The sequence below is a fragment of the Rhodococcus sp. DN22 genome (genome assembly GCF_036669995.1).
GTDB classification, from domain to species: Bacteria; Actinomycetota; Actinomycetes; order Mycobacteriales; family Mycobacteriaceae; genus Rhodococcus_F; species Rhodococcus_F erythropolis.
Map to the genome: position 1 here is coordinate 103,403 of NZ_CP133328.1, position 26,850 is coordinate 130,252.

Consider the following 26,850-nt stretch of genomic DNA (forward strand, 5'->3'; position numbering starts at 1 on the left):
AGCCGGCCCCGGGCCGGCCACTACAAACACTTACAGATGCGTTTCAGATCTTCAATTGGGTGCAAGCGAGGTTCGTTGTCGTCGAGTTGAAGGTCACCAGGTTTGAGCCGGAGTATGTCGGGAAGCTCGGGTTCTATGTTTCGTGGATCGACGACAACCTACGCAACAAGGACATCCACGCACCGACTGTGGGAATCTTGCTCTGCGCCGGCCGCAACGACAACGTCGTCCGGTATTCACTTGCCGGGACAACTGCACCCCTCGCCGTAGCCGACTACACCTATGAGACTCTCCCCTCCCAGGTTCGCGATCTCGTCCCTACCGACGACGAGATCGCGGCAGCTGTGGAAGCCACCGTCTCCGAACTCGACTCCCAACTGCCCGTCAAACCTGACAACTCCGGCTGAGAGGCGCCATTCGATTCCGAATCTGGCCGACATATCCTCTGGTGCCGAGATCGCTACCGGTGTTTCGCACGAGGGTCTGCGAACGAGATGCCTGGTCCTGCCCGGCGCGAGGGGGCAGGGCAGTTCTATGTCCAGTCGATGTGGACGGATTCGATGGAATCGAAGTGAAATCCGAAAGTGTCGCCGTACTGGTCGAATCCCTTGTTTTCAGGGTAATCCATCGTGGCGTGACGTTCGAGGATGGCAACCACCCGGGCATGATCGTCGCCTGCCAAAGCCATGGCGAGTTCCCATGTTTCGTCGAGACTGAAGGGACTGTCGGAGTTCGCGAAGTCGAGGGTACGCACTCGATAGTCGTAACCTTCTTCGGAACCGTTGCGGACGGACACTCCCCCGCGGACTCGGATGGTGGCCTTTTTGGGTTGCCCGTCGGGTCGTAGTACGCCGGCGCGGTCCATGATGTCGCGAGCTTTGACGTTCTTGAGTTTCTTTTTCGCGTCAGCGCGCAGTTCGTTCGTTTCGCCGGAACGGTAGCGAGAGACCGCTGATCGTGAACGGCCGATCTTCTTTGCGACAGCGTCGATTCCACCGAGGCGTTCGATGGCGGCTCGCCGCCTGGCGCGTTCGGTGACGTCGGGGTGCGGGATTCGTCCTTGCTGCGCCCAACGGCGCAGTGTTCGGTCAGAGGGTGGCTTTCTCCCGGCGTCGACAGCTGCTTGCCGTAGGCCTTCTTTGCCGATTTCCGTACGGAGCTGGCGTACGGAGACTTTGCTGGTGAGTCCGGCTAATCCCCCACTTTTGACCGATTTCGATTTTTCGATACCGCTTGTTGCTGCTGTCGAGACGGATACGTTGAGTCCGTCCAAGCCGACGGTCTTCTGTGCGGGTTTGGTTGATCGTGGTTTCGGAAGATGTAGGGCCACTATATGTTTCCTTCATCTTCGTCGGTGAACGCAGCTTTGAGTGCGAGGTTGATCTCGTGGGTGTCGCGGGCGTCGGTCAGCATGACGGTTATGTTTTCGGTGAGCGGGGCGCTCTTTTCCAGAGTCATTTTCCCGAGTGCGTCACTCTCGTCTGCGATGTCGATGCCCGGGGGCAGGGGGTAGACCCAGGAGTCGGTGACGGTGCGCAGTGGCCAACGCCCGGTTTCGCGTGCGATGCGCATCGCGACGCGGCGGCCTCGCCAGCGGCAGTGTGCGATGATCGCTGCTCGCCAGAGCGGTTGGTGGTGGTGTTGCATTTGTTTGGCGGTCCACATGTCGGGGTTGACCATTCGGCCGATGTAACCCTTGTAGCAGGCGCCGATGAACCGTTTCATTGCTGTGTCGCCGGTGTCGACGGCAACTTTGCGGGCTTCTCGCAAGATTTTCGCCCACTTGTCGAGGGCTCGACCCTGTTCGGGGTAGACCCATGCTTCTGCGATGTCGAGGTCGTCGAGTTCTGCGCCGATTCCGCCATCGGCGATGGACGTTTGAAGTGCATCGAGGCTGACGGTGGTGATCCAGGTCTGCACAGGTTGGTCGGCGAGCATGTGTGGGTGAGGCAACGGTAGAGCGGGTGGGAGCGCCAGCATGTCACCCGGTGGGAGGGTTACACGCCAGAGTCCGAACGGGGTTTTCGATTGCCGCGCGGCGTCGAGCGCGTTCTCGCCGCGAAGATGTCGAGGTTTTCCGTAGCCGAATTCGAGCATGCCAGCGGAAGCGAGGTACGCCGCTCGTTGGTCTATCGATACCAGTTGTGTTGCATCGGAAAGTTCTTCGAGGTGCGGGATGCGGGTCCATCCGAGGGCAGGTTCGAGATCTCCGCGGGGTTCGCCGTCCAGCGGTGGGACCGGTCCACCGACGGTGACGACGATTCCTTTACCGCTGCGGGTGCGGTCGCGTTTGATCTTGTCGACGATGGCGGCGCCGGTGCGTGCTGGAGTGGGACCGGGTAGCACGCCGAGGTGTTGTGCGCACCAGGCGAGCCGGCGTCCCAGTTCGCGGGCAGCGGGGAGGTCGTCGTCGGGGAGGTAGGTTCCGGCGGTGGGAGATCCGAGGATCCCCATGTCCCCCACGCGATTGCCCCATCCGAAGTCTTTGTTCCAGTAGGTCCACACGTAGGGTTCGATGAAGATGTCGACCATGGATGTGAAGTTCCCGGTGGTGCGGGAGAGGTGAACGACGTGGCCGGGTTCTCCGCGGAGTTCCCATCCTGCGGTCAGCATCGGGGTCAGCGTGGCGTGGAGGATCGCGGTGAGTTCTTCGGCAGCGCGGGTGCGCAGGATTTCCATGTCGTCGACGTCGTCTTCGCTGCCTGGGTCGATGATCCATCCAAGCATGTCGCAGGCTTCGATTCCGACTATCCAGATCTGCGCCGGTGCGCCCAGCGGGGTGAGGGTTGCCCATCTGATGAGTTTGTCGAGTTTTTCGATGGAATCTACTGGGCCGGTGAGTGTATGGCCAGAGGGTGTGTAGGTTCCAACCGCTGTGACAATGACGGCGTGGCCGTCTGCTGACTCGCCGGCGGGAGGAAGAGCGGCCGGTTCGGTTGCGTCGAGCTCGGACGCGTGGGTGGGTTCCGTTTCCGGCTCCACGTCAGCGGCGGCCTTGACTTGGGGCACAATTGGTTCGGTGTCCGAGACCGACGACACGGGCGACATCGAGTCCTCACCGTGACGATCGGCATCGGTGCTTTCACCGGTTTCTGGTTCGACGTCTGCCTCCGGGGCGGCGTGATCTGCTACATTCGGCGATGTGGCGTCCAGGCCGGCATCGGAATCCAGGGCCGCGTCGTCGAGCGCGAAGAGAGCTGGTTCAAAATCGAGCTCAGAACCATCCCCCTGAACTTCGGGCACCGGAGGAGGATCGAGGTCGAACATGGGTATCTGCTCCCACTTTTTCGCCGCCATCACTGCCCCGTCGTCACTGCTGGTGTCTTCATGATTCGAGGTCGAACGCTGATCGCAATGCCCTTGTCAACAACACTTCCTGCGCCGGCAGCAGAAACCCCCGGTTCACACCGAGAGCCGACACCTGGATCGTCGTCAACCCATCACAATCGACAACAGATCCGTCCTCGACGCCGTTGCCTTCACCCAAACTCAGCTCCGTCGACAACCCCCGCCCCTCCGCACGAATCGGCGCAACAGTAACCGTCCCCAGATGAGGCCGAACCAACTCTCTCGTCAGAACCAACACCGAAGAAACGCCCGCGCCGAGCTGCGCATCGTGGATCGGGCGCACTCAGCTCTTCTTCCCGTGCGCGGCAGCGATATTCACATCGCCGCCTGCGCCGTCAGACAAGATCTCCACGTCACGGACCGCCAACTGCCGACGCTGCTCACGCTCCAATGCTCGAAGCACGACTTGGGCACGGCTTTTCGCGCGCCCGCCGCTGACCTCACCGTCGAGAAACGCCACAATGCCCTCGGGCAGCCGTACCGCGATCTGCGTACTCATAACCATCATGATACCGAATTGGGATGCAAACCGGTACCGGCCCCAAATCCATTCATCTCCTTGCAACCACCGCCCCTGACACTCCCGGTGCCGGGGACTCACGCCACATCCCACAGAAATACACTCGCGCTGCGCGCTCCCCTCTTCCACTCACCAATGGATCGAGGTGAGGCCGGGCGCTGCGCGCTCCCCTCTTCCACTCACCAATGGATCGAGGTGAGGCCGGGCGCTGCGCGCTCCCCTCTTCCACTCACCAATGGATCGAGGTGAGGCCGGGCGCTGCGCGCTCCCCTCTTCCACTCACCAATGGATCGAGGTGAGGCCGGGCGCTGCGCGCTCCCCCGGCCTCACCTCTCCCCCGGGCTAGTCAGCCAACGCGTAGTCGAAATCCAGATACGAGAGATGGCCGCTGATGTGCTCACGAATATCGTCCGAATCAATTCGCTCCTCAGCATCGCGCTGCGAAACACCACGCACCGCCACTGTCATCGTTGCAGTCACGGTCACCTCTACCTCCTGGTCACGCTCACGCCCTCGCAACCCGTTCTCTTCCATGAACCGATCGAATTGCTCGCACAAACTGTTGTCATCGGCCCATTCGATCGCCAGATCATTCAAGTTCTCGATCCACTCCTGATGCTTACGCACGGACTCACCCTGCGCACGCTCCAGAACTGCGCACTTCTCACGCTCGGCTTCCAACTGCACCACAACACGCTGAGCTTCATGCACAGGGGACACGTACTGCCCGAACCACACAGGCGCACACCCAGGCGCTACAGCTGCAGCACGGACCTCTGAAGGCCGCACGGAACCTGCCCACGCCGACAGCAACTTCCGGCCTGGCACAGCCAACTGCGGAGAAACCAACACCACCCTGCCCGACTCCGGCGTGGAAACATCCGCGTCAATAGAAAACCACCCTGCAGCCACCACATCGCCGCTCTCATCAACTACCTCGGACCACGCACCCTCGGAGGGAAACCCGGACACCAACGCGGCGGGCATCACCTCAAGCACCTCCACTCCATCGCGCACAGGAGCCGTCACAGCAGAATCCGCACGCACGTCGAGAACAGTCATCAGAAAACCACCCTTTCCAGGTGATCGAATCGGCGGGCTGGTCAGGCGCCACCACTAACAGGACTCCACAAATCTACCATCAACATCTCCAGCGGGCAAAGATCCGACGATTGAATTCCGTTGTTGTGCAACATATGTCGTACACACTTCGAATGCACTTGCAACTCCAGATGCCCCTGCCCCTCGCTGTGCCGGGGGCAGGGAGATCTGGAGCGTCCCCACATCTCAAACTGGCGGTTTTACCGAACACGATCAGTCTGGCTTGACCGAAGTAATCCACCTCCAGTCCGCAGCATCGTAGATAGACTTGAAACAGCCGATCCGAACATTAGGAGCAGGTCATGAAGCCGTTCGCGGAGAAACTGACAGAGCCAATATTTCTGCACCAATGGCCACAGATTGAATGCCCCTATTGCAACGTCGGCGCACTCCCACTCGAGGAGGACAGGGTCGTGCTGAACCGGGATCCCTACTTCAACACCACCGAGTTCGATGTCAACGATGGCGAACCCGAATCGATAGTCGGAACCTTTGCCGCGCAAACAATCTGCACTGCGATCAACTGCAAAGGCACTACTCTCGTATACGGCGACTTCACCGTTCATGAAGTCAGCTCATTCAGCAACGATCGACAGTTCGAAACGAAATATTCTGTACGCGGGTTTTATCCGCCGATTGACGTTGCTGAGACCGCCGGTGCAGTGCCTGACGCAATCAAGGCAGAACTCTCTCGAGTAGGTTCCTTGGTTTGGAATGATCCGCGAGCCGCAGCGACTGCCCTGCGCGCAAGCATCGAGATTCTCCTCGACGAGCAAGGTATCCCGCGGCTATCCACCAACAAGAACCATGCACCCCTGTATCTGAGCACTCGAATAGACAACTTCCACGAAGCGCACCCAGAGGTCGACGTCAAAGACTTGCTGGACGCCGTCCGCATCGTTGGAAACTCGAACACTCACGATTCATCCCTAACTACCGCCGGCGATCTCCTCCGAACCATGGAGATTGTCGAAACCGCGCTCGACCATCTCTACCCCGCACCGACACCGTCCAAATATGCCAACTCAAACATCGAAGCGAAACGGATCATCGCAGAAGAGCAGCAGCGAAAAGGTCGTGAGTAGAGCATCACTCCGTCGACCCATGAGGAATGATCGAAACCTGTGGATCCCGGGAGGACGCACCTTCCCGGATGATGATCTGTACACGAACAGGATTCTGATCAAGTCCAGCGCGCCAACGCTGGCGGGAAGGTACGCCCGTGCTCACGATAGTGGACTACGACGACGACTCCAACGAGACCGGCCAGGCAGTCGGCGCGGGCCGCTCGTTGCTCGACGAGATCGTCCGCGACGGCGCCCGGCAGATGCTCGCCGCAGCCCTGCAGGCCGAGGTCGCCGACTACATCGCCCGGCATGCCGGTGAGATCGACGACAACGGTCACCGGCTGGTGGTCCGCAATGGCTACCACGCCGAGCACGAGGTGGTCACCGCCGCCGGCGCGGTGGCGGTGAAGGCGCCGCGGGTCAATGACAAGCGCGTCGACCCCGACACCGGTGAACGTAGGCGGTTCTCCTCGACGATCCTGCCGGCATGGGCCCGCAAATCCGCGCAGGTGTCCGAGGTGCTGCCGCTGCTGTACCTGCACGGGCTCTCGACCAGCGACTTCGGTCCCGCCCTCGAACAGTTCCTCGGCACCGGTGCCGGCCTGTCGGCCAGTTCGATCACCCGCCTCACGACGCAGTGGCAGGACGAGGCGAGAGCCTTCGCCGCCCGGGATCTCTCGGAGGCGGATTACGTCTATCTCTGGGTCGATGGTATTCACCTGAAAGTGCGTCTCGAGCAGGAGAAACTTTGCCTGTTGGTGATGATCGGTGTCCGCGCCGACGGCCGTAAGGAGCTCGTCGCCCTCTCCGACGGGTACCGGGAATCGACCGAGTCCTGGGCGGACCTGCTGCGGGATTGCCGCCGGCGTGGGATGCGGGCCCCGGTGCTGGCGGTCGGTGACGGTGCCTTGGGGTTCTGGCGGGCCCTGCGCGAGGTGTTCCCGGAAACGCGGGAACAGCGCTGCTGGTTTCACAAGCAGGCGAATGTTCTTTCTGCGCTGCCGAAGTCGGCTCATCCTGGTGCGTTGGCGGCGATGAAGGAGATCTACCTCGCCGAGGACATCGACAAGGCGCAGGTGGCGATCAAGGCATTCGAGATCGATTACGGCGCGAAGTACCCGAAGGCGGTCGCGAAGATCACCGACGACGCCGACGTGCTGCTCGAGTTCTTCCGGTATCCGGCTGAGCACTGGGTGCATCTGCGCACGACAAATCCGATCGAATCGACTTTTGCGACAGTGCGTTTGAGAACCAAGGTGACAAAGGGCCCGGGGTCGCGGGCGGCGGGGATGGCGATGGCCTACAAGCTGATCGAGGCCGCCCAGGCCCGCTGGCGGGCCGTGAACGCCCCGCACCTGGTGGCGTTGGTGCGGGCCGGTGCGCTGTTCCACAAGGGCAAGCTCCTCGAACGACCCGTCGAGATCACCCCGGAACCGTCACCGGACACGCCGGTATCCGAGGTCGCCTGACACACCTTAATCCACAGAATTTGACGATTCCTCTCCGCAATCCGGGCCGCTTGAAATCGGAATCATCCTTCGCTCACCTCTGCGGAGTAGCACCGATTCCCGCTTCATCAGGAAAGACCACTCGTCACCGACTGCATCGTGGCGGCGACCGACGCGCCAACCAAGCACTTCACACCGGCGCCATCGTCCGCCTCCGATACAGCGACAACGCCCGCTCCTACGTGCAACGTCGCACGTCAGAGGGAAAATCGATGCCCGAAATTATCCGCTGCCAGAAGCGCTACCTCGCCCGAGAAGTCTCCACCGCACTCCGACGTGACTGCCGCGCACTGACCCCTTGACGTCTATAGGAGCGTCCTTTGCGACCTCCCGCAGGGCGTCCTTCTCCAGTTCGGCGTCGGCGAGGAGTCGTTTGAGTTTGCCCTGCTGCCCCCGCAATTCCTTGAGTTCTTGCGCTGCGTCGGTATCCATGCCGCCGTACTGTTTACGCCAGTACGGCGCTGCCGACACCCCTCGGGTTCGCCGGCGATCTCTTCCTGGGTTTCCCCGCCGCGGTGAGCTCGTCTGCTCGGCGCAACTTGCGCGCGATGTCCTCTGCGGAGTTCCTCTTCCGTCCAGCCATGTTCCTCATCGTCCTATCCGCCCACGTCACGGGCAACAAGACTTAAAACACGATGGCCCCGTTCACTGCGGACATGCCATGACCTCTCATGAAAGATTGAGGATAGTTGACCGCATTTTAGCTTGCTCTCCGATGGCCGAAAGAATGATCGACCCTTTCGCGCGGCGACTGAGGAATCGTCAAATTCTGTGGATTAAGGTGTGTCAGGCGACCTCGGATACCGGCGTGTCCGGTGACGGTTCCGGGGTGATCTCGACGGGTCGTTCGAGGAGCTTGCCCTTGTGGAACAGCGCACCGGCCCGCACCAACGCCACCAGGTGCGGGGCGTTCACGGCCCGCCAGCGGGCCTGGGCGGCCTCGATCAGCTTGTAGGCCATCGCCATCCCCGCCGCCCGCGACCCCGGGCCCTTTGTCACCTTGGTTCTCAAACGCACTGTCGCAAAAGTCGATTCGATCGGATTTGTCGTGCGCAGATGCACCCAGTGCTCAGCCGGATACCGGAAGAACTCGAGCAGCACGTCGGCGTCGTCGGTGATCTTCGCGACCGCCTTCGGGTACTTCGCGCCGTAATCGATCTCGAATGCCTTGATCGCCACCTGCGCCTTGTCGATGTCCTCGGCGAGGTAGATCTCCTTCATCGCCGCCAACGCACCAGGATGAGCCGACTTCGGCAGCGCAGAAAGAACATTCGCCTGCTTGTGAAACCAGCAGCGCTGTTCCCGCGTTTCCGGGAACACCTCGCGCAGGGCCCGCCAGAACCCCAAGGCACCGTCACCGACCGCCAGCACCGGGGCCCGCATCCCACGCCGGCGGCAATCCCGCAGCAGGTCCGCCCAGGACTCGGTCGATTCCCGGTACCCGTCGGAGAGGGCGACGAGCTCCTTACGGCCGTCGGCGCGGACACCGATCATCACCAACAGGCAAAGTTTCTCCTGCTCGAGACGCACTTTCAGGTGAATACCATCGACCCAGAGATAGACGTAATCCGCCTCCGAGAGATCCCGGGCGGCGAAGGCTCTCGCCTCGTCCTGCCACTGCGTCGTGAGGCGGGTGATCGAACTGGCCGACAGGCCGGCACCGGTGCCGAGGAACTGTTCGAGGGCGGGACCGAAGTCGCTGGTCGAGAGCCCGTGCAGGTACAGCAGCGGCAGCACCTCGGACACCTGCGCGGATTTGCGGGCCCATGCCGGCAGGATCGTCGAGGAGAACCGCCTACGTTCACCGGTGTCGGGGTCGACGCGCTTGTCATTGACCCGCGGCGCCTTCACCGCCACCGCGCCGGCGGCGGTGACCACCTCGTGCTCGGCGTGGTAGCCATTGCGGACCACCAGCCGGTGACCGTTGTCGTCGATCTCACCGGCATGCCGGGCGATGTAGTCGGCGACCTCGGCCTGCAGGGCTGCGGCGAGCATCTGCCGGGCGCCGTCGCGGACGATCTCGTCGAGCAACGAGCGGCCCGCGCCGACTGCCTGGCCGGTCTCGTTGGAGTCGTCGTCGTAGTCCACTATCGTGAGCACGGGCGTACCTTCCCGCCAGCGTTGGCGCGCTGGACTTGATCAGAATCCTGTTCGTGTACAGATCATCATCCGGGAAGGTGCGTCCTCCCGGGATCCACAGCTTTCGATCATTCCTCTGTCGAAAGACGACTTTCGTTGGATCCATGTGGGGTCGGGCTCGCCGAGCTCGTTTGCTCTCCGTTGTGCAGAGAGTAGTGCAAAATTATCTGCCGCCGTGTAGTCGAAATTGTGCCTACCGGTAGGGCCGCCAACTGGGACGACTAAGGCTTGATGTTGTCGTCGAAATTTTGCAGCATCCGGTTGTTTTAACAAGTAGGTGACCGCGGCTAGAACGCTCGGGTTGGGAGTTAGTGGGCTCTTCATGCGTAAGCTCCTCTCAAGGCTGAACCGTTCGTAAATCAGGCACAAGGAGATAGTTGAGGATGGTGGCAATCTAGATTTCTCTATATTCCAGTGTTTTTATGCTTTAAGGGTTGGTGAAATCGTTCATGGAGTGAATTGGGCCTTTGGGTTTGATGCAAGGAACCGTTCAGAGTTTCGCAATCTTGCAGCCATTGTTTCCAGTAAGTCCTGGGAATTGTGCGACAATCCATTTGCATTCACTAGTAGCTCTCGAACGGCCGGGTCATATAATTTGGCGACAATTTTCTCGTCGTCGACCGAACCTTTATGCTCGACCTCATTGAGGAGTCGGCCTGATGGAGATTTTATAGAGTCGATTTCTGGCGCGAAGCTGGGATTGTCGATCGTATTGTGCAGGTGACAATTTGAAAGACTGCCTTCAATAATATGAATGTACGAAAGGATCATCTTAAATCCGTTCACGCGCACTGAATTCGAAGTTTTTGAATTTGCCAGGTATTGAAAAGTATCGTCAAGTGCAACCAGGAATTGACTTTTTATAGCCGTTTCAGGGGGATATTCCATCTAAACGCCTTCCTTGCGTTGGAATCTGATATTGGACCCAAATCCCGTGTCTGGTCTTAAGGCACCAAGGCTTCTGAACTTTCTGAATTGGAAGCCGACCAATAAATTGGTGAATACATACCGCCGTGTCAGCATTCTTACATGTTTCGCCGCCATGGTGTCGCGAGTTGATTGTTCCGCACTGGAAAAAATGCCAGTTCAACAGGTATGAAGCGGCCATCCGGGCAGGATCCGGACCGGATGGTCATGTGACTACACGAGTTTCGAAGCGCCATATTTTGTCACGAAATACCCATGGGTGCGGCTCGGAGCAAGTAAAGAGATCATTGTTCATGCCGATCCATTCGCCTAGGTGCAGGGGGAGGAACGGACGTTAGTTGCGCGATGCCGCACCGCGTAAGTCACGGCGAATTTTCTTAGTGAGAGCGGAAAGAATCACGACTCCGGAAAGTGGAATCCAGCAGTATCCCGTCTGCGTCCGAGTTGGTCCGTCACATCCGAATGCAGATTAGTAGCAGAAAAAGACGATTGGCGAACCGCTTAGGCCGGCGTGCGCGACGGTCTCCCCGCAACCCTCGTAGTAATCCGGCTCTTCGGGAACCAGAATGCGTGAGGTCGATCCGGCGATGAGCTGTTTAGATACAAGATGTGGAGGCAGCTTGAAACCATCGGTCAGATGTGGTTTCAGTTAGAGCTGCGCGAGATACGCCCGATCGTCGATTTCGAGAGGTCGGTCTTCTCGGCCATCGACGTCCGAAACCAGTGCGTAGCATGCGGCGGCGATTGTTCGAGAGCAGTTGAAACCGTTCACCGTCGGCGGTACGAACTCAGGTTCGGAATGCTCTTCGGGCATCATCCTCGTATCGTAAGGGACTGCACCCACTTCAGTTGACACGTGGGGTTGATAGCTTCAAGCCGCGTAAAAAGCCTGGTTGATTGTCTCAAACTCGATCGGGGTGAGCTTCCCGAGGCGCCGTTGCCGACGTTTGCGATGGTACGTTTTCTCGATCCAGGTCACGATCGCGAGCCGCAACTGTTCTTGAGTCGACCACCGTTGACGGTCGAGGACGTTCTTCTGCAACATTGAGAAGAAGGATTCCATGGCGGCATTGCCACCGCATGCCCCGACCCTACCCATGGAACCTTGTAAACCGTTGTCGGACAACACATGAACGAATTTCCTCGACCGAAATTAGCTACCCCGATCGGAATGTACGATCGTTCCGGCCCGCCCCGTACTCGTCGGGGCTGAGGTAGCCGAGTCGCTATTGGATGCGGGTGGTGTTCCACCATCGCAGGTAATCAGTGAGCCCCTCGTGAAACTCGTCGAGAGTGTCGGGTTTCTGGACGGGAGAACCATTCCTCCTTGAGATGGCTGAAGATGTCAACGTCGGATGAAAAGTGATCGGTGATCGTCGGACGAAAATTCACCACTTGGCTTTGATTAGTCCCTGTTGGATCGGTTCTTGGTCAGAAGTTCTCGGCGGGATCGGGTGCGGTAGGAGTCGCCGCTGAGGGTGAGTACTTCGGCGTGGTGGACGAGTCGGTCGATCATCGCTGCGGCGACGACGTCGTCGGAAAATGTTTCGCCCCATCGATCTGGGGTTGGCACTTGTTCGTCTCCGTGGAAACCCGCAGCTCGCTGGGACTTCAGCATGTTTTCGCGTTTCAGCCTTCTTCAAGCTGTGAGCGGTCTATATTAGGTGCTGCCTTAACCGTTCAGGTGTGAAGAAGGTGTGCTGATGACAGAAGGTCTGCGGCTGATCCCGGGCAACGTCGTTCCGATAGAGTCGATCGAGTCAGATCCTGTTGTGTTCCAACGTAACTGCGTGGACGCCTTCGTCGCATCCTGGCGTGCTCGGGGCTTCAGCCCAGTCACTATCGACAACGACATCGGGCTACTCGAGCGGACGCTGACGGCGCTGGGACGGCCTGCGTGGGAAGTCACCGCCGAGGACATCGACCGAGTCGTTGGCAGCCTCGCAGTCGCGGGCCGTGCTCCGTCGACTCGGCGGGAGTATGTGCAGATCTTCAAGGGATTCCACTGGTTCCTCCAGGTCCGCAAGGCAGCCGAGATCGAGGCTGTGTTCGGGGTGAAGCTGGTCTGTCCGGTGGATGAGTTCAACGCCTCCCGCCATGTCGGCGACGATTCGCCGGCGCTGGTGCAGCCTCCGACTCCGGAGCGCGTGCGGGAGTTCTTCGAGTTCATGAAGGCGCGCATCGTCACGGCCCGAAAATATGGGCCGGCAGCTCGGGACTACGCGCTGTTCCGGACGCTCTATCATGCCGGACTGCGCTCGGAAGAGGCTGCGCTGCTCGACCTTCCGGATGTGCATTTCGATCGTGGTCCGTTCGGCAAACTTCATGTCCGCTTCGGTAAGGGCGCCAGGATGTCCGGTCCTCGGCCGCGATGGGTTCCGATGCTCGACGGTCTGGACCTGGTGCTGCGCTGGTTCCTGACCGACGTGCGGCCCAAGTTCCCGGACTCGCCGGTGTTGTTCGCCGACGAGTCCGGCGGGCCGCTGCATCGTGGAACGATCCGCAACCGGCTGCGATATCTGATGGAGCTCGAAGGGCGCCCGCGTTCGGAGCGGTTCAGCCCGCATGCGCTGCGACGTGCGTGCGCGACCCACAACTATGAGCGTGGCGTGGATCTGGTTGCGATCCAACAGCTTCTGGGTCACTGGACCGTCGGATCGACAATGCGGTATGTCCGGCCATCGGCGACCTTCATCGAGGACGCGTATCGGCGCGCGGTGACCACCACCCTGGCCGAGCTCAGCGGAGAGGACGAGCGAGCGTGAGGATCAAGTGGCGACTGCGGATGGCCGCGGCCCAACGCGAAGTGTGGACCGGGACCGAGCTGCGCAGGCTGCTGGCAGACAAAGCCGGGCTGGAGATGTCGGCGGCGTCGGTGTCGGCGCTGTTCACCAAGGAACCCACCCAGATCAAGATGACGACGCTGATCGCGTTGTGCACTGCCTTGCAATGCACTCCGGACGACTTGTTCGAGATCGACACCACTCCCGTCGAGCGTCCTGCCGAGCCGCCGATCCGACCGGCGCCGACGCAGCGCCAAGCCGTCAACGCCCGCGGCCGCTCGCTGCCGCCGATATGACACGCCGACCTGGAAGTCATTGCAGAACATGGGTAAACGCCAGCGTGACTGTGTCGAGTGCGGCGGACCGGTGGGCATCATCGGCCAAGCAACCGTGCCCTGACTGCAGCCGCAGTAGGGTGCTGGTCGTCGAGACAGGTCGTTGCGTGCTTTGTTCCCGCCGGTGCGCGCAGTGCGATCACAAGGTCCGCTTCGCGGAGGCCGTGTTGTGCCGGGGCCGCGGCCTTCGGCATGACCGCCGAGGCCGCCATGATCTACCTGGCAGACTTCGTCGACCCGACCCGACTGCCGAACCCGTGAAATTTCGGCGCCACTACGCACAGATTCGCGCGAACATGTGCGCTTTCCCGAACGGGAGGTTGGAGGTGACCATGACCGAGCCTTGCTCGTATCGGGAGGCGATCAGCTGGAAGAACAAGTTCGCCGCGTCCTGATCGAAGGGGTGTATCCGACCTCGTCGATGATGATCAGCTTGTAACGACGGATCTTCTTGAGTTCGGTTTCGAGTTGCCCGGCATGATGCGCGGTGCTCAACCGAGTGATCCAGTTGCTGGCAGTGTCGAAGAGGACGGAATATCCGGCGTAGGCGGCTTTGACTCCGAGTCCGATCGCGATGTGTGTCTTGCCGATACCCGGGGGTCCGAGCAGGATGACGTTTTCCGCTTTGGGAACGAACATGCCAGTCGCCAAGTGCGCCAGCACATCACGTCGTAGCGACGGTAGGTGGTCGAGATTGAAGTCTTCGAGTGTTTTCACTGCTGGGAAGTGCGCCGTGCGGATTCGCATGATCGTGCCCGCCGACTCACGATCGGCGAGTTGGCGGCCCAATACTGCTGCGAGGTATTCCTCGTGTGACCAGTTCTCGTCGCGGGCGTGATCGGCGAGCTCTTCCCATACTCGTCCGATCGTCGGAGTCTTCAATACTCTTGTCAGATATGCGATCTGGGACGGCACTCCGTCCGCTGGCGGTGCCGAGGCGGCTGCCTCGGCGGCTTTCTTCTTGGTTGCGGTTGTCATGATGTGGTCCTCACTGTTGTCGGGGTGGATTCGAGATCGACGCCGAACAGAGCGTCGTAATCTGGCAATGCCCGCAACGAGACGGGGTGCCCGTCGATGTGCCGGCGTGTGGCCGCTGCCGTGCGGCGGCGCCGTTCGTCCGCCAGTCCGCGGCGCAGTTGCGCCGCAGTATCGACGTGATCAGGATCGGTGACGACCACGTGTTTCGCCCATGAACGGTCGTGGCGGGCAACGATCTGGTCGTTGCAGCGGGCCACCACGCGGGTGGGGCTGGCGCTCACATCGACGAACCGGCCGATCACTCGTGGATCGATCGAATAGTCGGCGCCGTCGACACGCACGTAGTAATCCCGCGCCAACCGGATCCGGTGAGTGAGTCCGATCGCCGGAATGACCGGTGGCAGTTCGATCATCGCCGCCACGTCGGTGGCGAGCAGATCGACAGGTCGGCCACCGATCGCCCGCACGGTGCGAGTATTCGCTCGTGTGAGCCAGTCACGGAGTTGGGCGTTGAAATCAGGCGGTGAGGTGAACGTCCGGCCGGGTAGAAACGAAGTTTCCAGGTAGCCGTTGGCGCGTTCGACCATGCCCTTGTACTCCGGGTCCCGCGGTGGAGCCAACTGGATCCGAGTCGCTAACGTTCCGGCGAACGCAGCAGCAGGTGTGGTGATCTTCCCGGTGCCTCCGATTGCTGATTCTCGGTCCCACACCAGCGTTTTCGGGACCTTACCCAACCCGGAGATCAGTTCCCACATCCCAGACAAGAGTCGCCACCTTGTCTGGACGGGATCATCACCGCCGAGATGAACCGCGAGTACTCCGACCGTTGGACAGTTCCAAACGAATGAGACTCAACTCATAATTGCACCTCAGGCTGCGTCCGGTGTTACGCCAGAATGCGTCCGGTCCGGACAAGACTCTGAGTCTGTTGAGCTGCAGAAACACATCGGTAGGGCATTCTCGGTGCGCACTCACCCTTCTGATTAGCCAACAATTGGCTCAGCCTGACTCCAGAACGGATCGGTCCCGGACGCGGCGCAGACATGTTCGGCGCTGTGCGCATCGAACCTCGCCCTTCACGAGCAGCGGTCCACATTGTCCGTTCTTCACATGAATTTGCAGAGAGGTGCGCCGATGACCGTCACCAGATTTGAGAGCGTCCAGGGAGGAATGATCGAAACCTGTGGATCCCGGGAGGACGCACCTTCCCGGATGATGATCTGTACACGAACAGGATTCTGATCAAGTCCAGCGCGCCAACGCTGGCGGGAAGGTACGCCCGTGCTCACGATAGTGGACTACGACGACGACTCCAACGAGACCGGCCAGGCAGTCGGCGCGGGCCGCTCGTTGCTCGACGAGATCGTCCGCGACGGCGCCCGGCAGATGCTCGCCGCAGCCCTGCAGGCCGAGGTCGCCGACTACATCGCCCGGCATGCCGGTGAGATCGACGACAACGGTCACCGGCTGGTGGTCCGCAATGGCTACCACGCCGAGCGCGAGGTGGTCACCGCCGCCGGCGCGGTGGCGGTGAAGGCGCCGCGGGTCAATGACAAGCGCGTCGACCCCGACACCGGTGAACGTAGGCGGTTCTCCTCGACGATCCTGCCGGCATGGGCCCGCAAATCCGCGCAGGTGTCCGAGGTGCTGCCGCTGCTGTACCTGCACGGGCTCTCGACCAGCGACTTCGGTCCCGCCCTCGAACAGTTCCTCGGCACCGGTGCCGGCCTGTCGGCCAGTTCGATCACCCGCCTCACGACGCAGTGGCAGGACGAGGCGAGAGCCTTCGCCGCCCGGGATCTCTCGGAGGCGGATTACGTCTATCTCTGGGTCGATGGTATTCACCTGAAAGTGCGTCTCGAGCAGGAGAAACTTTGCCTGTTGGTGATGATCGGTGTCCGCGCCGACGGCCGTAAGGAGCTCGTCGCCCTCTCCGACGGGTACCGGGAATCGACCGAGTCCTGGGCGGACCTGCTGCGGGATTGCCGCCGGCGTGGGATGCGGGCCCCGGTGCTGGCGGTCGGTGACGGTGCCTTGGGGTTCTGGCGGGCCCTGCGCGAGGTGTTCCCGGAAACGCGGGAACAGCGCTGCTGGTTTCACAAGCAGGCGAATGTTCTTTCTGCGCTGCCGAAGTCGGCTCATCCTGGTGCGTTGGCGGCGATGAAGGAGATCTACCTCGCCGAGGACATCGACAAGGCGCAGGTGGCGATCAAGGCATTCGAGATCGATTACGGCGCGAAGTACCCGAAGGCGGTCGCGAAGATCACCGACGACGCCGACGTGCTGCTCGAGTTCTTCCGGTATCCGGCTGAGCACTGGGTGCATCTGCGCACGACAAATCCGATCGAATCGACTTTTGCGACAGTGCGTTTGAGAACCAAGGTGACAAAGGGCCCGGGGTCGCGGGCGGCGGGGATGGCGATGGCCTACAAGCTGATCGAGGCCGCCCAGGCCCGCTGGCGGGCCGTGAACGCCCCGCACCTGGTGGCGTTGGTGCGGGCCGGTGCGCTGTTCCACAAGGGCAAGCTCCTCGAACGACCCGTCGAGATCACCCCGGAACCGTCACCGGACACGCCGGTATCCGAGGTCGCCTGACACACCTTAATCCACAGAATTTGACGATTCCTCCGCCGACGGTCATCCCGGTGCACCGCACCGATGTGCCGGCGCCACGGTCCGGTCAATCGGTCGTAGTGGCTGAGATCGAAACCATGAACTCCAATCAGATCCCGAACCACCAGACCTCGTGACGCATCGGCAGCCGCAATCCGGCTCACCCCGTGCCCCAATCGGCACGCCACATTGAACGCGGCCAGGAACTGATTTCGGCGTCCAGATTCGACGGCAACCGAACTCGCCGCGTCGATCGCCGCCGGCCACGCGAATCCAGCCCACCAGCCAGCATCGACGGCCTCCAGCGAATCGACCATCCGATCTTCACTGAAGTCTCCGGCCACAGCCAGCGAAACCATGTCCGCCCACTGCGGCCCGAACAATTCCGCCAGCGCCGCAGAGTCCGTGCGAACAGCCGACAACACGGCGGCCCGCTCGGAATTTGTTTCCGCTGGGCTGCCTTCGAAGAGGTCGTCGCGGACACCACCGCGCACCTGCCACCGATACAGCTCCTTGACAAGCAGATACTGCCATCAGGACTCAGCGCAGCGCTCGAGTGCCGCTCCCACCGTCACACCGCCTCCCTCCATATCGGCACTCCACCCACTAGCAAGCAGATAGGCCGCAGCGCGAGCCGGCAGAACACCCAACGCCACCCCCGCATCCACACCGGACTCGGACTCAGACAAGACAAATCGGGTCACGAAAAACACCCCTTCCGGGGATAGACATCAGCGTGATGGTCAGTCACGCCCTGATAGGACAAGCACCAACAGACTATCCACAACACCCGACATCCACCATGGCGGGGACGGCACCACCACCGCAGGATCACCCGACCACACCGAAAACAGCACCCGCGCCGTGATCGGGTCGGCCATGATCTCCGACCCCGGCCACCCCGTCAGCGACGGAGCGGGCGGACGCGGCGGTGACGGGACCAAACCGGAGGGGGCAGCGATATCCGACGACGAGGCAGTAATGCGCATGACGAATCAAACCTTTCCTGAAAGAAGCCTCTGAACTGGCTATTTACCCACGGCAGGTATGCTGCCGGGTTCCTCTGCGCCCGCTATGAGCACGTCCAACGGCACTTCACGCCGGGAAGGGACGGGCGTCTGCCCCGTCGAAAGCCAGGACCGCCGACCTCGGTAGAGCCTCCAATACCGGCCACGACCAGCGCGCATCGCGAAAGGTGACGCCGCTTGCGGCATCAACACCACCGACGCATCACTCGGCGGCGCATACATCCCCACCGAACCGAGTCCGAGAACCAACTTCCCGCCGACAACCTCGGCCTTAGTGACCTCGACGGTGAACTGCTCGAACGGTCGCCGTCGCGGTGTACCGACCCACCCGGTGACAGCAGATCCGACCCGAAGGCGTGAATCCAGACGCTCGCACGTCACCGACAGCGACCCGTTGCGCCGACGTGAACCCTTCGGTGGCGGCGTCATCGATGCCACACCTACCGCGACGTGGCCGGTGTGCAGTGCGCGCTCGCGCCACATCGGATCATCGAGCAAGGCTGATGACATCACATCTGCTGCGTCACAACGACTTCGCAGGCCCATCGCGGCGCTGGCCGTGTTGTCGGGACGTGACCAGTCGTGACCGTCCACCAAGGCGGATTGCGCCCGAGAAAACGAATACGCATCGTCTTCACCGATCGCAGCGAGCAGCGGCAATAACCGGCCACTGCCGATCGCACGCGCCCACTCGTGCATCCCGGCGACACTCTCGCCGGTGATCTGCAACCACGTCCGCCACACCCTCGCCGACCGCTGCGCTTCCGGCACCACTCCGAGCACGTAGCGAGAACTCGACGCGGCCGGAAGATTCACCACCGCCGACGTGCCGGGATGATCCGCCCGATCCGCCCACCACCCCACCATCGCGGCACTACCGGAAATATTCGGGTCACTGTGGTGAGCGTGCGCCCGCGCCAACCCCACCAGCGCCGGAATCGTGCCGCCGTCGTCGGTGAGCAACATCGCCGGGGCATCCGCCGCCAGCGTGCCGCCCAACCGTGCCAGCAACGCCAACCCGGCCTCATCGCACGCGGTTTCCTCGCGTCCACCGAACGCCGCAGCGGACACGCTCACGCTGCCGCCGCGTGCGCTCGCACGCACCGCCAGCGCCGACGCTGACGGGGTGAACGTGGTGTGTGCGAGCCGAGCAACGGGGCGCCCCGTTTCGGCAGCATAGAGACGCTGAGCCAGATCGAACCATTCCACGCTCACGACACGTCCTCCGCCTGCTCGCACGCCAAGACCACCGGATTCGCGGCGCACTCCCACCCCGCACGCAAGGCCCGCGCCGCCGCATCCTCGCCGGTACCGGCGACCACGCTCGCCACCTGATCCGGCGCGTGAGAAGTCCCGGTCAACACCTGCTGCGCGTACCGCAACAGGTCACCGCTCACCGAGTTCACAACGCACCGACCGGGATCTGCACACTCGACGCCCATTCCGGGGTCCGCGCCAGTGCGCCGTCGTTGCCGATCACCGCGCACACCAGATGCGCCCGCGACGGCCGATCCGGCCACGGCGTATCCCCGTCCGTCAACACGATCACCACGTGCGGGGCAGGACGGGCCGCGTTCGCCGCGTCGATCCCGACGCGCATATCCGTACCGCCGCCGCCCACCAACACCACATCGGCCACCGACCGCACCGCCTGCGCAGACGTCGATTTCGCATCGCACGAGAGAATCCGTACCCGCTCCCGCGCTACACCGCCCGCCCGCAGCACACCCGCCACCTCACCCATCGCCGCCGACAGATCACCCGCCGACATGGACCCCGACGTGTCGATCACAATCGACACCGTGATCGACGGACCCCGCATCGCCGGGACCACGATCCCCGGCACGCTGCGCCGCGACGGACGCGCATAGCTGTAGTTCGTCCGCCCCGACTGATCCGCCAACGCGCGCCGGATCACCGCACGCAACACCCGATCCCACGGCACGGTCGGCGGCGCGAGAACCTCACCAGCCCACCGCGCCAACCCTGCCGGTGCGCTCCCGCGCCCCATCCCTTGCGCCGCCTGCACCGCCCGCGCCACATGACGGCGCACCAGATCCGCTTCCGCGCCGTCCAACCCGTCCGCGATCTCCCCCGCTGCCGCGCCCAACTCCCCCGGCACCGGCGCGCACCCCGCACCGGACCCGCATCCCACATCGTCGTCGTCTGGAAACTGTTGTCCCGTAGCCGGATCGATCAGGTGCGTGTAATAGTCCTCTGCGATTCCGCCGTCCTCGAACCCGAACGATTGTGGAGTGATCACCCCGTCCGGTAACCCGACGCCCGCCGCCAGCAAGTCGTCGTTGATTTCCGCGTCCGCCGCGTAATTCCACGCCACGTGGTGCACCGGCTTCGGCAAGGACTGCCCCCGCACACCGTGTGCCCGCAGCAAGTGCCCGACCTCGTGCAGCAACACCGCACCCGCCACCGGCACCGGCCACGCACCCGCCCCCACCAACAACGCCGGATCGAGATACAGCCGCCACTGCGCATCCACCGCGAACGTGCCCAACCCCGGTGCAGCAACAGGCCGCGCTGCGAACAACGCCCGCATGAAATACGGCATCTGTTCGGCAGAAACCAGCCGTGCCAGGCGAAACGCCCGCAACTCATCGCTCGCGAGCACCCGAACACCGCTCATGCTGCCGCCTCCATCAGACCCGCAGCGGTCAACATCGGAGCGAACCGACGGGCAGACGCCGGGACAGTCGCCTTCGCCGGTCGCGCCTTCGCCAGCGTGCGCGCCGCCGCGCCCGCCACGTCCGGTGCGCCCGCCTCCGCAGCCGCGATCAGCGGACCCCACGCACTGCGCCAGGCCTCCACCGTGCCGCGCCCCACCGCCCACGCCGTGACACCGGACAACACCGCCCACACCAGATCAGGACGCGACTGCCAATCGAACGCCGACTCGGGATTCTCCACCACCGCAACCGGATCGGGCAGATCGGCGCTACGTCGCCACTGAAAAGAACTCCACGCCCGCGCCCTCACCGATCAACCCGAACACCGCCGTGTTGATCGCCGCGTTGTCGTCCTCGCGCAAATGCGGCAACACCGCCGCCAACATCGACCACGTACGACGCGACGGCCACGCGCCACCGGTCTTCGCCGCCGACGACGGAAACGCATCCAACGCATCAGGATTGCGCTGCACAAAGCCGGTGATCGAACTGCGCACCAACACAGGCCCGCTGCTCATCGGTGGCCACCGCACGCGAGGCAGGCGGCGCACCCCACCCCGTCGCCATACCGTCCAACCACTCATCGACAGACGGCGTGAACTCCACATGGCAGAACCGATTCGCCAACGGCGCTTCCAACTCGTACCCACCAGCAGCGCAATCGACGAGGATTCGCCCCCGCAATCACCCGAGTCCCCTTCGGCAACTGCACATCACCGACAGTCAGATCCAGCGCCACCGCCAACATCGCCGCCTGGACAGCAGGCGGACTCGTCGTCAACTCGTCCAGAAACAGATACCCGCCACCACCGGCCACCAATTCCTTCGCCCACGCCGGAGCCTCCAACGTCACGCCGTTCTCCCGCACCACCGGCAATCCCGCGAAATCCGACGGCTCACGCAACGACCCCAACACCGTCTTGCACAGCACCCCATCCGCCGCTGCCAACCCACGCACCAAACTCGACTTGCCCATACCCGGACCCGAAATCAACAACGACGGCACCCCCGCCCGCCCATTCGCATCCAACACAGTCACAGCAGTAGCCAAATCAGCCATCAGAACGCTCCAAAAAAATCGGCACGATGGTCAGTCGCGCACTCAACAGGACACCTCGAATTATACGGCCTGAACTGCGCAAATGACGGATTCTGTGGCCTCAAATGACCCCGCCCCTCGCCGTGCCGGGGGCGGGGCGAGGGGCCGGCCGACCGGCCGACTCTCGCCCCTCCGTGTGCCAGATCGTGTCGTACACACCTGAGATAGTGCGGAGCTGCGAAACATCGCAGAATACGAGAAAGAGATTCACACATGCAGGTCGGCGATCACGTCCGGATCCACACCACCGGTACGTCGGTGTTCTCCATCATCGAGATCGATGAAGCCGCGGGAAAGGCCATCGTCGAATCCGTGACAGACGCACCGGGAAAGTACCCCTGGCCGACTGACTTGACCAACCTCGTCGCCGCTAGGAATCCGCAGGACTGATAGAACTGCATTCGATCGCACATCAAATAATTGCACGATGTAGTGCTGTTATTGCCTTATATGGTCTCGAATGCGACCATATAAGGCATGGATGAGATGACGGTGCACGATGCTGCCGCTGCACTCTCGGTGACCGAACGGCAGGTCACCAGACTCGCTCGCGCCGGTTCCATCACCATCGCCCGCGAGGTGGGCAATTCTCTCCTGCTCAACAGCGCATCCGTCCATCGGATGGTCCAGAGCTCCCGCCATCCCGGACGCCCATGGAGTCCCGAAGTTTCCTGGGCAGCCCTGGCCTTGCTTTCCCAGTGCAAAGTCGACTGGATCGCTTCTCCGACACAGATCACCCGACTCAAACATCGTTTACGCCGGTCATCCGCGGCAGAAGTTGCCTACCTCGCCAGAAACCGCGCCACCACACACCACATGGAGACCTGGGGGGAGGGCGACGTAGATGTCCTGATCAGGGGCGGCTACCTCGCCGCCACCGGTACCAGCGCGATCATCCACGTACCGAAAACAGCGGCGCGATTCGGACTGTCCTCCGCGAGACACGGCAAAGCCGACGGGTACATCGTCGACGACGACTTCGACGACGTCGTAGAACAATTCGGAATGCTCTCCCAAAACGGAGATGTCACCCTCCGGGTCGTTTCCGCCCTGAACCCATTCTTCCGCACGGCGACGCTTCCGATCGCGGCCGTCGCCGTCGATCTGATGGAATCACTCGACACCCGCCAGCGCAGCGCCGGCACGCGCGTACTCCAGGAGCTACTCGATGACTTCCGTTGAACGTCCCGAGTGGACTATTCAGGCGCCTGCCGGCGGGTGGGCTACACCGTGGCCGCAAGCCGCGGAACTGGCCAACGCGATCCCGTCCGAACAATGGACACTGATCGGGGGGCTGATGGTGCAGCTGCACGCAGCGAAAGCAGGAGTGCCACTCAACAGACCTACCCTTGATGTCGACATCGTGCTGCACATAGAAACCGGCGCAGCCGTATTCAACGAAGTCAAGAAACAACTCGAGGATCTCGGCTACGAACTCCGCTGGTCGCTCCAGGACGACGACCCCATCCACCGGTTTACACGTGGAGGAGAAAAGACGCCCGAGATAGTCGATGTGATGGTCGCCGACCATCTACCACCGAAGCATGTCCCGAAGCTGAAAGGGCACCCGGTCTTCCAGGTCCCAGGTGCCACATCTGCATTGCGGAAAACCGTGAACTGCACGATCGAAATTGACGGGGTACCAACCCGTTTGAGCCTGCCGACCGTTCTGGGGGCTCTGATCCTCAAGGGGGCAGCTTTCATCAGTGACCGCAGGGACACGCAACGCCATCTCGATGACGCTGCGATCCTCGCCAGTGCGATTGGCAATCCGATCGTCGAACGTGATGTGACGATGACGGAAAACGACCCACGCAGACTCGAGAAGCTAGCTGTGGCACTCGAAAACCCACAACACCGTTCGTGGCAACTCGTCCCGGAAGGGCGTCGAGATCGTGCGTACAGGGCGCTGATGACTATCGCTAGCAGGCCAGAGAACCCCAGTTCAGGTACCGCGCAATAGCCGAGCGCCACGACAGAACTTGGCTCCAAGATCGTCTTCGCTACTCACACAGTGAGCGAGAACGGCAGGTTGAGCGTGTGCCGGCGGAAACCGTGCATGTACGGCGGCCGCAGACCCGTGGGTCCTCGGCCACCGGTTGCCACCGCGGTTCCGTGCAGGCATCCATCCGGGGTTGGCCGACCGAGGCTGCCATCAATATGGAGATGCCCTGCCGACCAGCCAAAAGACTCGTCGAGAGGCGTCACTTCCCACCGCAGAACTCGACCTTCGCCCTGACTACGTTTCTTTCCGATCGCGGCGACACCGTGCAGGATCGCCATGATCCGGTCATCGTCTCCCACACATTGCCATGTCACGGTGTCGGTGCTCGTGACCAACAACGGCATGCTCCGCGACCGGTACGGGCCTTGCCTTTCCGAGACGACGCCCGGGAGATCTGCCACGAGATCTCCGAGCGCCGCATGATCGGGGCGCCCCGTCCAGTAGCGCACCACTGGATGGTCGACAGGTTTCTCGGGATACGCACAAGTAGCTGCCCAGTGCCACAGGTCTCCGCCTGACAGTTCGCATCGAGCCAAGGGCAAATCGAGGTCTACAGGGTCCACGTCCGCTGCCAGCGCAGCTACGTCCTCGCCTCGATCGCGCTTGCCCGCCTTCTGGTCTGCCCATATTTCTGCGGCGAGTAGTCCGTCGAGGCTCACTCCCCACGGTGCGGCGTGCGCGATTCCGTGGGCGAGTCTCGCTTTCACCAGTAGCGGCCTCATCACCAGTTCGCCAGAACTTCCAGCGCGTCGTCTCGGACACTGCGCAGATGTTCGCGCCAATCCACCGCAGATGCTGTGGTGCCGGCTGTCGTCGATCGCGTGGATTCGACGCGAACCATCCCGTGGCCGATCGACAATCGCCCACCGAGTCGTCCTGCTGCTGTGAATTCGGCGAGGACGTCCGTGAAGAAGGCGATCTGCAGATCGGTGGCTCGGGTGAGGCGGATCCAGGATTCGAAGGTGGTTCCCGCAGGTAAGGTCTCGACTTCGTAGCGCATCAGATGGGAGCCGGTCGCCGAGTTCTCCGCGTCGGACTCTGCCGCGGCGGTTGATGGGAAGTCTGCGGTGTCCGAGTCGTCGAATCGGCTGTACCGCTCGATGCCCAGCAGCTCGAACTGGCTCAGTAACGGAAGCTTCGACGGTCTGGACATGATGTGTTCGGTCTCTTTGACCCGCGGTACGACTTTCCCGATCTGGGCGCGGCCCTTGATCATCGTGGAGCTGCTGTTACCTCCGAAGACGCCGATCAGGGGGATGAGATTTCGTGCATGCTCGAGTCTGCTTCCGGAGAGGGGTTCGCCCTTGGTTTTTCGTAGCGCTCCTCCGCTACGGAGGGTGTGGGCCGCCGGCAGCGACAGTGTGCCCTCGTAGTCGAGCACATCGCGGAGGAGTTCCTCACCGATGCGTCGCAGTGTTCCGCGGAAGGAGTTGCCGGAGATGATCGGAACGAGCTCCCCCGTCCCGTCGAGCTGGATTACTTCTTCACGGCGAAAGAGGGCCGTGGTTGTCGAGGTGCTGTCGTCTTTGTGCGAGATAGACGACAGTGCATAGATGTCCAGATCCCAATGCACAGTGCTGGTCATGGTGATGTTTCTCCTGCGTTGTCGCGCTGCCGCCGGGTGTGGGTTTGGGACTCTCGGTATGCCGTCGCAACGATCTGCGTTCGAAGCACCAGCGCCCGAGTCGATTCGCGCATGATTGCCAGCACTGGCTTCGGTGGTTCTCTCAGTAGTTGCGAGAGTTCGAGTCGCTGCGATGCGTTGGGTCGGGATTCGAGCTTCTCCGACACGATGCCCCACCATCGGTCGAGATCGGCGCCGCACCGGTAGGTGGCGAGCCGGACACGATCGGGGAGGTGGTGTTCCCAGTACACGGCTCGGCGGGATGCTACCCATCCGTTTTCCCAGTCAATTCCGTAGTGCAGCAACAGAAGTAGTCGTTCAGCGGTCGAGTGAGCCCCGGTCAGTGCGGGTAGTTCGGGAACGGAAGCAAGCCATTTGTCAGTGGAGGTTGCCACTACGGTTCCTTCCTGTTCGAGGAGGAGGCGCGCAGGGCGAGTTCCCACCATGGGGGTGCCGCGCGCCATCGATCAAGTTCTGCCCAGTCTTCGAGGAGTCCCGTCCACCGTGCGGCAGGAAGTCGGCGCATCATCGCGAATTGCGGTGCGCTCGCTGCCAGCATCCGCTCTCCGAAGCCGTCCGCGCGCAGGCGGCGCATCGCAGCGAGAGTGTGTACATCGTGTTTGGTCCAAGACAACGAGATGTCGTCGACACCAATTTCGCCCCACCGCGCATGAGGGAGAAGGTGTTTGCGACGCATACCCACTGGCACGACGAGCGCGTGCGCGGAGGTTAACGGTTTCCGTAGGCGCGCTCCGAGTTGTCTCGAAGTCAAAGTTTTCAGTGTTGGTGGGCACGCTCCCACCAACTGGATGTTCAGACGCAGTGCTGGGGTGCGGTAGACCCACGCGCAGACGTGGCACATCCCTTGCGCGGCGGGCGAGGACCACCCGTCGAAGGCAGTGAATGTGCGGGAAACGACGGAGCTGACAGAGATGTTGCCGGGGCTCTCACGCCCGCAGCGGGCGCAGGGGCCACCGCAGCGGCGACCTTCGACAGGTGGGGGATCAACTGCCCTGTGTGCGGCGGTGCACACGTCTTCGATGCTCACAGCGTTCGAGTCGGTCATGCAAAGCAAGCTATCTGCGGCACATGAC

24 protein-coding genes and 9 pseudogenes are annotated in these 26,850 nt (G+C 62.1%); 10 read left to right on the forward strand and 23 right to left on the reverse strand.

The window, feature by feature from the left end:
* Nucleotides 1-50 precede the first annotated feature (50 nt).
* Nucleotides 51-407, forward strand: a pseudogene (locus tag RA302_RS32125) (PDDEXK nuclease domain-containing protein); the annotation flags it as partial.
* Nucleotides 408-532: 125 nt separating this feature from the next.
* Here RA302_RS32125 and RA302_RS32130 read toward each other — a convergent pair.
* From RA302_RS32130 to RA302_RS32150, 5 genes are all read right to left on the reverse strand, one after another.
* On the reverse strand, nt 533-1,330 hold the full coding sequence (locus RA302_RS32130) for a hypothetical protein (protein WP_021334701.1): 798 nt from the start codon (nt 1,328-1,330) through the stop codon (nt 533-535).
* Entirely contained in the window at nt 1,330-3,297 is a 1,968-nt protein-coding gene (locus RA302_RS32135) for a hypothetical protein (RefSeq protein WP_021334702.1), read from the reverse strand. The genes RA302_RS32130 and RA302_RS32135 overlap by 1 nt, the downstream gene beginning before the upstream one ends.
* Nucleotides 3,298-3,325: 28 nt before the next feature.
* A complete protein-coding gene (locus RA302_RS32140) occupies nt 3,326-3,631 on the reverse strand; it encodes a type II toxin-antitoxin system PemK/MazF family toxin (RefSeq protein ID WP_021334703.1) in 306 nt (101 codons plus the stop codon).
* Nucleotides 3,632-3,847 (reverse strand): hypothetical protein, encoded by a 216-nt coding sequence (locus tag RA302_RS32145; protein ID WP_030538123.1) that lies wholly within the window; start codon nt 3,845-3,847, stop codon nt 3,632-3,634.
* A gap of 363 nt (nt 3,848-4,210) precedes the next feature.
* Entirely contained in the window at nt 4,211-4,930 is a 720-nt protein-coding gene (locus RA302_RS32150; RefSeq protein ID WP_021334705.1) for a hypothetical protein, read from the reverse strand.
* Nucleotides 4,931-5,271: 341 nt separating this feature from the next.
* Between RA302_RS32150 and RA302_RS32155 the strand changes: the two genes are divergently transcribed.
* The 3 genes and pseudogenes from RA302_RS32155 to RA302_RS32165 form a co-directional block, all read left to right on the forward strand.
* Nucleotides 5,272-6,054 (forward strand): DUF4145 domain-containing protein, encoded by a 783-nt coding sequence (locus RA302_RS32155; RefSeq protein WP_021334706.1) that lies wholly within the window; start codon nt 5,272-5,274, stop codon nt 6,052-6,054.
* Nucleotides 6,055-6,191: 137 nt separating this feature from the next.
* Nucleotides 6,192-7,505 carry an IS256 family transposase gene (locus RA302_RS32160; RefSeq protein ID WP_030538128.1) on the forward strand — a complete coding sequence of 438 codons (1,314 nt, stop codon included), beginning with the start codon at nt 6,192-6,194 and terminating at the stop codon, nt 7,503-7,505.
* A gap of 38 nt (nt 7,506-7,543) precedes the next feature.
* Nucleotides 7,544-7,846, forward strand: a pseudogene (locus RA302_RS32165) (transposase); the annotation flags it as partial.
* Here the strand turns inward: RA302_RS32165 and RA302_RS32170 are convergent.
* The 6 genes and pseudogenes from RA302_RS32170 to RA302_RS32195 form a co-directional block, all read right to left on the reverse strand.
* On the reverse strand, nt 7,767-7,976 hold the full coding sequence (locus RA302_RS32170; protein WP_166503019.1) for a hypothetical protein: 210 nt from the start codon (nt 7,974-7,976) through the stop codon (nt 7,767-7,769). The pseudogene RA302_RS32165 and the gene RA302_RS32170 overlap by 80 nt on opposite strands.
* Before the next feature lie 354 nt (nt 7,977-8,330).
* Nucleotides 8,331-9,644, reverse strand: coding sequence for an IS256 family transposase (locus tag RA302_RS32175; RefSeq protein ID WP_030538128.1), 1,314 nt, complete (start codon nt 9,642-9,644; stop codon nt 8,331-8,333).
* Nucleotides 9,645-10,130: 486 nt separating this feature from the next.
* On the reverse strand, nt 10,131-10,571 hold the full coding sequence (locus tag RA302_RS32180) for a hypothetical protein (RefSeq protein WP_080656786.1): 441 nt from the start codon (nt 10,569-10,571) through the stop codon (nt 10,131-10,133).
* 655 nt (nt 10,572-11,226) lie between these two features.
* Nucleotides 11,227-11,363: pseudogene (locus RA302_RS32185) on the reverse strand (IS630 family transposase); the annotation flags it as partial.
* Between the two features lie 118 nt (nt 11,364-11,481).
* Nucleotides 11,482-11,793, reverse strand: a pseudogene (locus RA302_RS32190) (IS3 family transposase); the annotation flags it as partial.
* A 222-nt stretch (nt 11,794-12,015) separates the two neighbouring features.
* A pseudogene (locus tag RA302_RS32195) lies at nt 12,016-12,168 on the reverse strand (ATP-binding protein); the annotation flags it as partial.
* A gap of 145 nt (nt 12,169-12,313) precedes the next feature.
* Here RA302_RS32195 and RA302_RS32200 point away from each other — a divergent pair.
* Complete coding sequence (locus RA302_RS32200) at nt 12,314-13,375, forward strand: site-specific integrase (protein ID WP_030538082.1); 1,062 nt, start codon at nt 12,314-12,316, stop codon at nt 13,373-13,375.
* Nucleotides 13,372-13,689, forward strand: coding sequence for a helix-turn-helix transcriptional regulator (locus RA302_RS32205; protein ID WP_011331594.1), 318 nt, complete (start codon nt 13,372-13,374; stop codon nt 13,687-13,689). Before RA302_RS32200 ends, RA302_RS32205 begins: the two co-directional genes overlap by 4 nt.
* A 343-nt stretch (nt 13,690-14,032) precedes the next feature.
* Here the strand turns inward: RA302_RS32205 and istB are convergent.
* Together istB and RA302_RS32215 are read right to left on the reverse strand one after the other, a co-directional pair.
* Nucleotides 14,033-14,706, reverse strand: a pseudogene (istB, locus tag RA302_RS32210) (IS21-like element helper ATPase IstB); the annotation flags it as partial.
* Nucleotides 14,703-15,523: pseudogene (locus tag RA302_RS32215) on the reverse strand (IS21 family transposase); the annotation flags it as partial. The pseudogenes istB and RA302_RS32215, both read right to left, overlap by 4 nt.
* Before the next feature lie 464 nt (nt 15,524-15,987).
* Here RA302_RS32215 and RA302_RS32220 point away from each other — a divergent pair.
* A complete protein-coding gene (locus RA302_RS32220; protein ID WP_166503022.1) occupies nt 15,988-17,301 on the forward strand; it encodes an IS256 family transposase in 1,314 nt (437 codons plus the stop codon).
* A gap of 551 nt (nt 17,302-17,852) precedes the next feature.
* Here RA302_RS32220 and RA302_RS32225 read toward each other — a convergent pair.
* The 6 genes and pseudogenes from RA302_RS32225 to RA302_RS32250 all read right to left on the reverse strand — a co-directional run bounded on the left by RA302_RS32225 (nt 17,853) and on the right by RA302_RS32250 (nt 22,088).
* Complete coding sequence (locus RA302_RS32225) at nt 17,853-18,023, reverse strand: hypothetical protein (protein WP_166503024.1); 171 nt, start codon at nt 18,021-18,023, stop codon at nt 17,853-17,855.
* A gap of 99 nt (nt 18,024-18,122) precedes the next feature.
* Nucleotides 18,123-18,308: pseudogene (locus RA302_RS32230) on the reverse strand (helicase); the annotation flags it as partial.
* Nucleotides 18,309-18,347: 39 nt separating this feature from the next.
* Nucleotides 18,348-19,562, reverse strand: coding sequence for a hypothetical protein (locus RA302_RS32235; protein WP_021334725.1), 1,215 nt, complete (start codon nt 19,560-19,562; stop codon nt 18,348-18,350).
* Nucleotides 19,559-19,753 carry a hypothetical protein gene (locus RA302_RS32240; RefSeq protein WP_021334726.1) on the reverse strand — a complete coding sequence of 65 codons (195 nt, stop codon included), beginning with the start codon at nt 19,751-19,753 and terminating at the stop codon, nt 19,559-19,561. The genes RA302_RS32235 and RA302_RS32240 overlap by 4 nt, the downstream gene beginning before the upstream one ends.
* On the reverse strand, nt 19,750-20,988 hold the full coding sequence (locus RA302_RS32245; protein WP_030538005.1) for a VWA-like domain-containing protein: 1,239 nt from the start codon (nt 20,986-20,988) through the stop codon (nt 19,750-19,752). Before RA302_RS32245 ends, RA302_RS32240 begins: the two co-directional genes overlap by 4 nt.
* Nucleotides 20,985-22,088, reverse strand: a pseudogene (locus RA302_RS32250) (AAA family ATPase). Before RA302_RS32250 ends, RA302_RS32245 begins: the two are co-directional and overlap by 4 nt.
* 252 nt (nt 22,089-22,340) lie before the next feature.
* On the opposite strand from RA302_RS32250, the gene RA302_RS32255 reads away from it, so the two are divergent.
* From RA302_RS32255 to RA302_RS32265, 3 genes are all read left to right on the forward strand, one after another.
* Nucleotides 22,341-22,517 (forward strand): hypothetical protein, encoded by a 177-nt coding sequence (locus RA302_RS32255; RefSeq protein ID WP_021334659.1) that lies wholly within the window; start codon nt 22,341-22,343, stop codon nt 22,515-22,517.
* A gap of 87 nt (nt 22,518-22,604) precedes the next feature.
* Nucleotides 22,605-23,309 carry a hypothetical protein gene (locus RA302_RS32260; RefSeq protein WP_021334660.1) on the forward strand — a complete coding sequence of 235 codons (705 nt, stop codon included), beginning with the start codon at nt 22,605-22,607 and terminating at the stop codon, nt 23,307-23,309.
* Nucleotides 23,310-23,424: 115 nt separating this feature from the next.
* Complete coding sequence (locus tag RA302_RS32265; RefSeq protein ID WP_149357546.1) at nt 23,425-24,090, forward strand: hypothetical protein; 666 nt, start codon at nt 23,425-23,427, stop codon at nt 24,088-24,090.
* Nucleotides 24,091-24,134: 44 nt separating this feature from the next.
* Here RA302_RS32265 and RA302_RS32270 read toward each other — a convergent pair whose 3' ends face one another.
* Genes RA302_RS32270 through RA302_RS32285 form a run of 4 tightly spaced genes read right to left on the reverse strand, consistent with a single transcriptional unit; the run spans nt 24,135 to nt 26,822 of the window.
* Nucleotides 24,135-24,854 carry a hypothetical protein gene (locus RA302_RS32270; RefSeq protein ID WP_021334662.1) on the reverse strand — a complete coding sequence of 240 codons (720 nt, stop codon included), beginning with the start codon at nt 24,852-24,854 and terminating at the stop codon, nt 24,135-24,137.
* Complete coding sequence (locus RA302_RS32275) at nt 24,854-25,717, reverse strand: RAMP superfamily CRISPR-associated protein (RefSeq protein ID WP_021334663.1); 864 nt, start codon at nt 25,715-25,717, stop codon at nt 24,854-24,856. Before RA302_RS32275 ends, RA302_RS32270 begins: the two co-directional genes overlap by 1 nt.
* A complete protein-coding gene (locus RA302_RS32280; protein ID WP_021334664.1) occupies nt 25,714-26,151 on the reverse strand; it encodes a hypothetical protein in 438 nt (145 codons plus the stop codon). The genes RA302_RS32275 and RA302_RS32280 overlap by 4 nt, the downstream gene beginning before the upstream one ends.
* Complete coding sequence (locus RA302_RS32285) at nt 26,151-26,822, reverse strand: hypothetical protein (RefSeq protein WP_021334665.1); 672 nt, start codon at nt 26,820-26,822, stop codon at nt 26,151-26,153. The genes RA302_RS32280 and RA302_RS32285 overlap by 1 nt, the downstream gene beginning before the upstream one ends.
* Nucleotides 26,823-26,850: the final 28 nt, after the last annotated feature.

Coding starts and splice junctions, on each gene's coding strand:
- RA302_RS32285 (WP_021334665.1), bottom strand. CDS start 26,822: ATGACCGACTCGAACGCTGTGAGCATCGAAGACGTGTGCACCGCCGCA.
- RA302_RS32155 (WP_021334706.1), top strand. CDS start 5,272: ATGAAGCCGTTCGCGGAGAAACTGACAGAGCCAATATTTCTGCACCAA.
- RA302_RS32150 (WP_021334705.1), bottom strand. CDS start 4,930: ATGACTGTTCTCGACGTGCGTGCGGATTCTGCTGTGACGGCTCCTGTG.
- RA302_RS32265 (WP_149357546.1), top strand. CDS start 23,425: ATGGTGCAGCTGCACGCAGCGAAAGCAGGAGTGCCACTCAACAGACCT.
- RA302_RS32275 (WP_021334663.1), bottom strand. CDS start 25,717: ATGACCAGCACTGTGCATTGGGATCTGGACATCTATGCACTGTCGTCT.
- RA302_RS32255 (WP_021334659.1), top strand. CDS start 22,341: ATGCAGGTCGGCGATCACGTCCGGATCCACACCACCGGTACGTCGGTG.
- RA302_RS32200 (WP_030538082.1), top strand. CDS start 12,314: ATGACAGAAGGTCTGCGGCTGATCCCGGGCAACGTCGTTCCGATAGAG.
- RA302_RS32270 (WP_021334662.1), bottom strand. CDS start 24,854: ATGAGGCCGCTACTGGTGAAAGCGAGACTCGCCCACGGAATCGCGCAC.
- RA302_RS32145 (WP_030538123.1), bottom strand. CDS start 3,847: ATGAGTACGCAGATCGCGGTACGGCTGCCCGAGGGCATTGTGGCGTTT.
- RA302_RS32180 (WP_080656786.1), bottom strand. CDS start 10,571: ATGGAATATCCCCCTGAAACGGCTATAAAAAGTCAATTCCTGGTTGCA.
- RA302_RS32170 (WP_166503019.1), bottom strand. CDS start 7,976: ATGGATACCGACGCAGCGCAAGAACTCAAGGAATTGCGGGGGCAGCAG.
- RA302_RS32135 (WP_021334702.1), bottom strand. CDS start 3,297: ATGGCGGCGAAAAAGTGGGAGCAGATACCCATGTTCGACCTCGATCCT.
- RA302_RS32245 (WP_030538005.1), bottom strand. CDS start 20,988: ATGAGCGGTGTTCGGGTGCTCGCGAGCGATGAGTTGCGGGCGTTTCGC.
- RA302_RS32260 (WP_021334660.1), top strand. CDS start 22,605: ATGGATGAGATGACGGTGCACGATGCTGCCGCTGCACTCTCGGTGACC.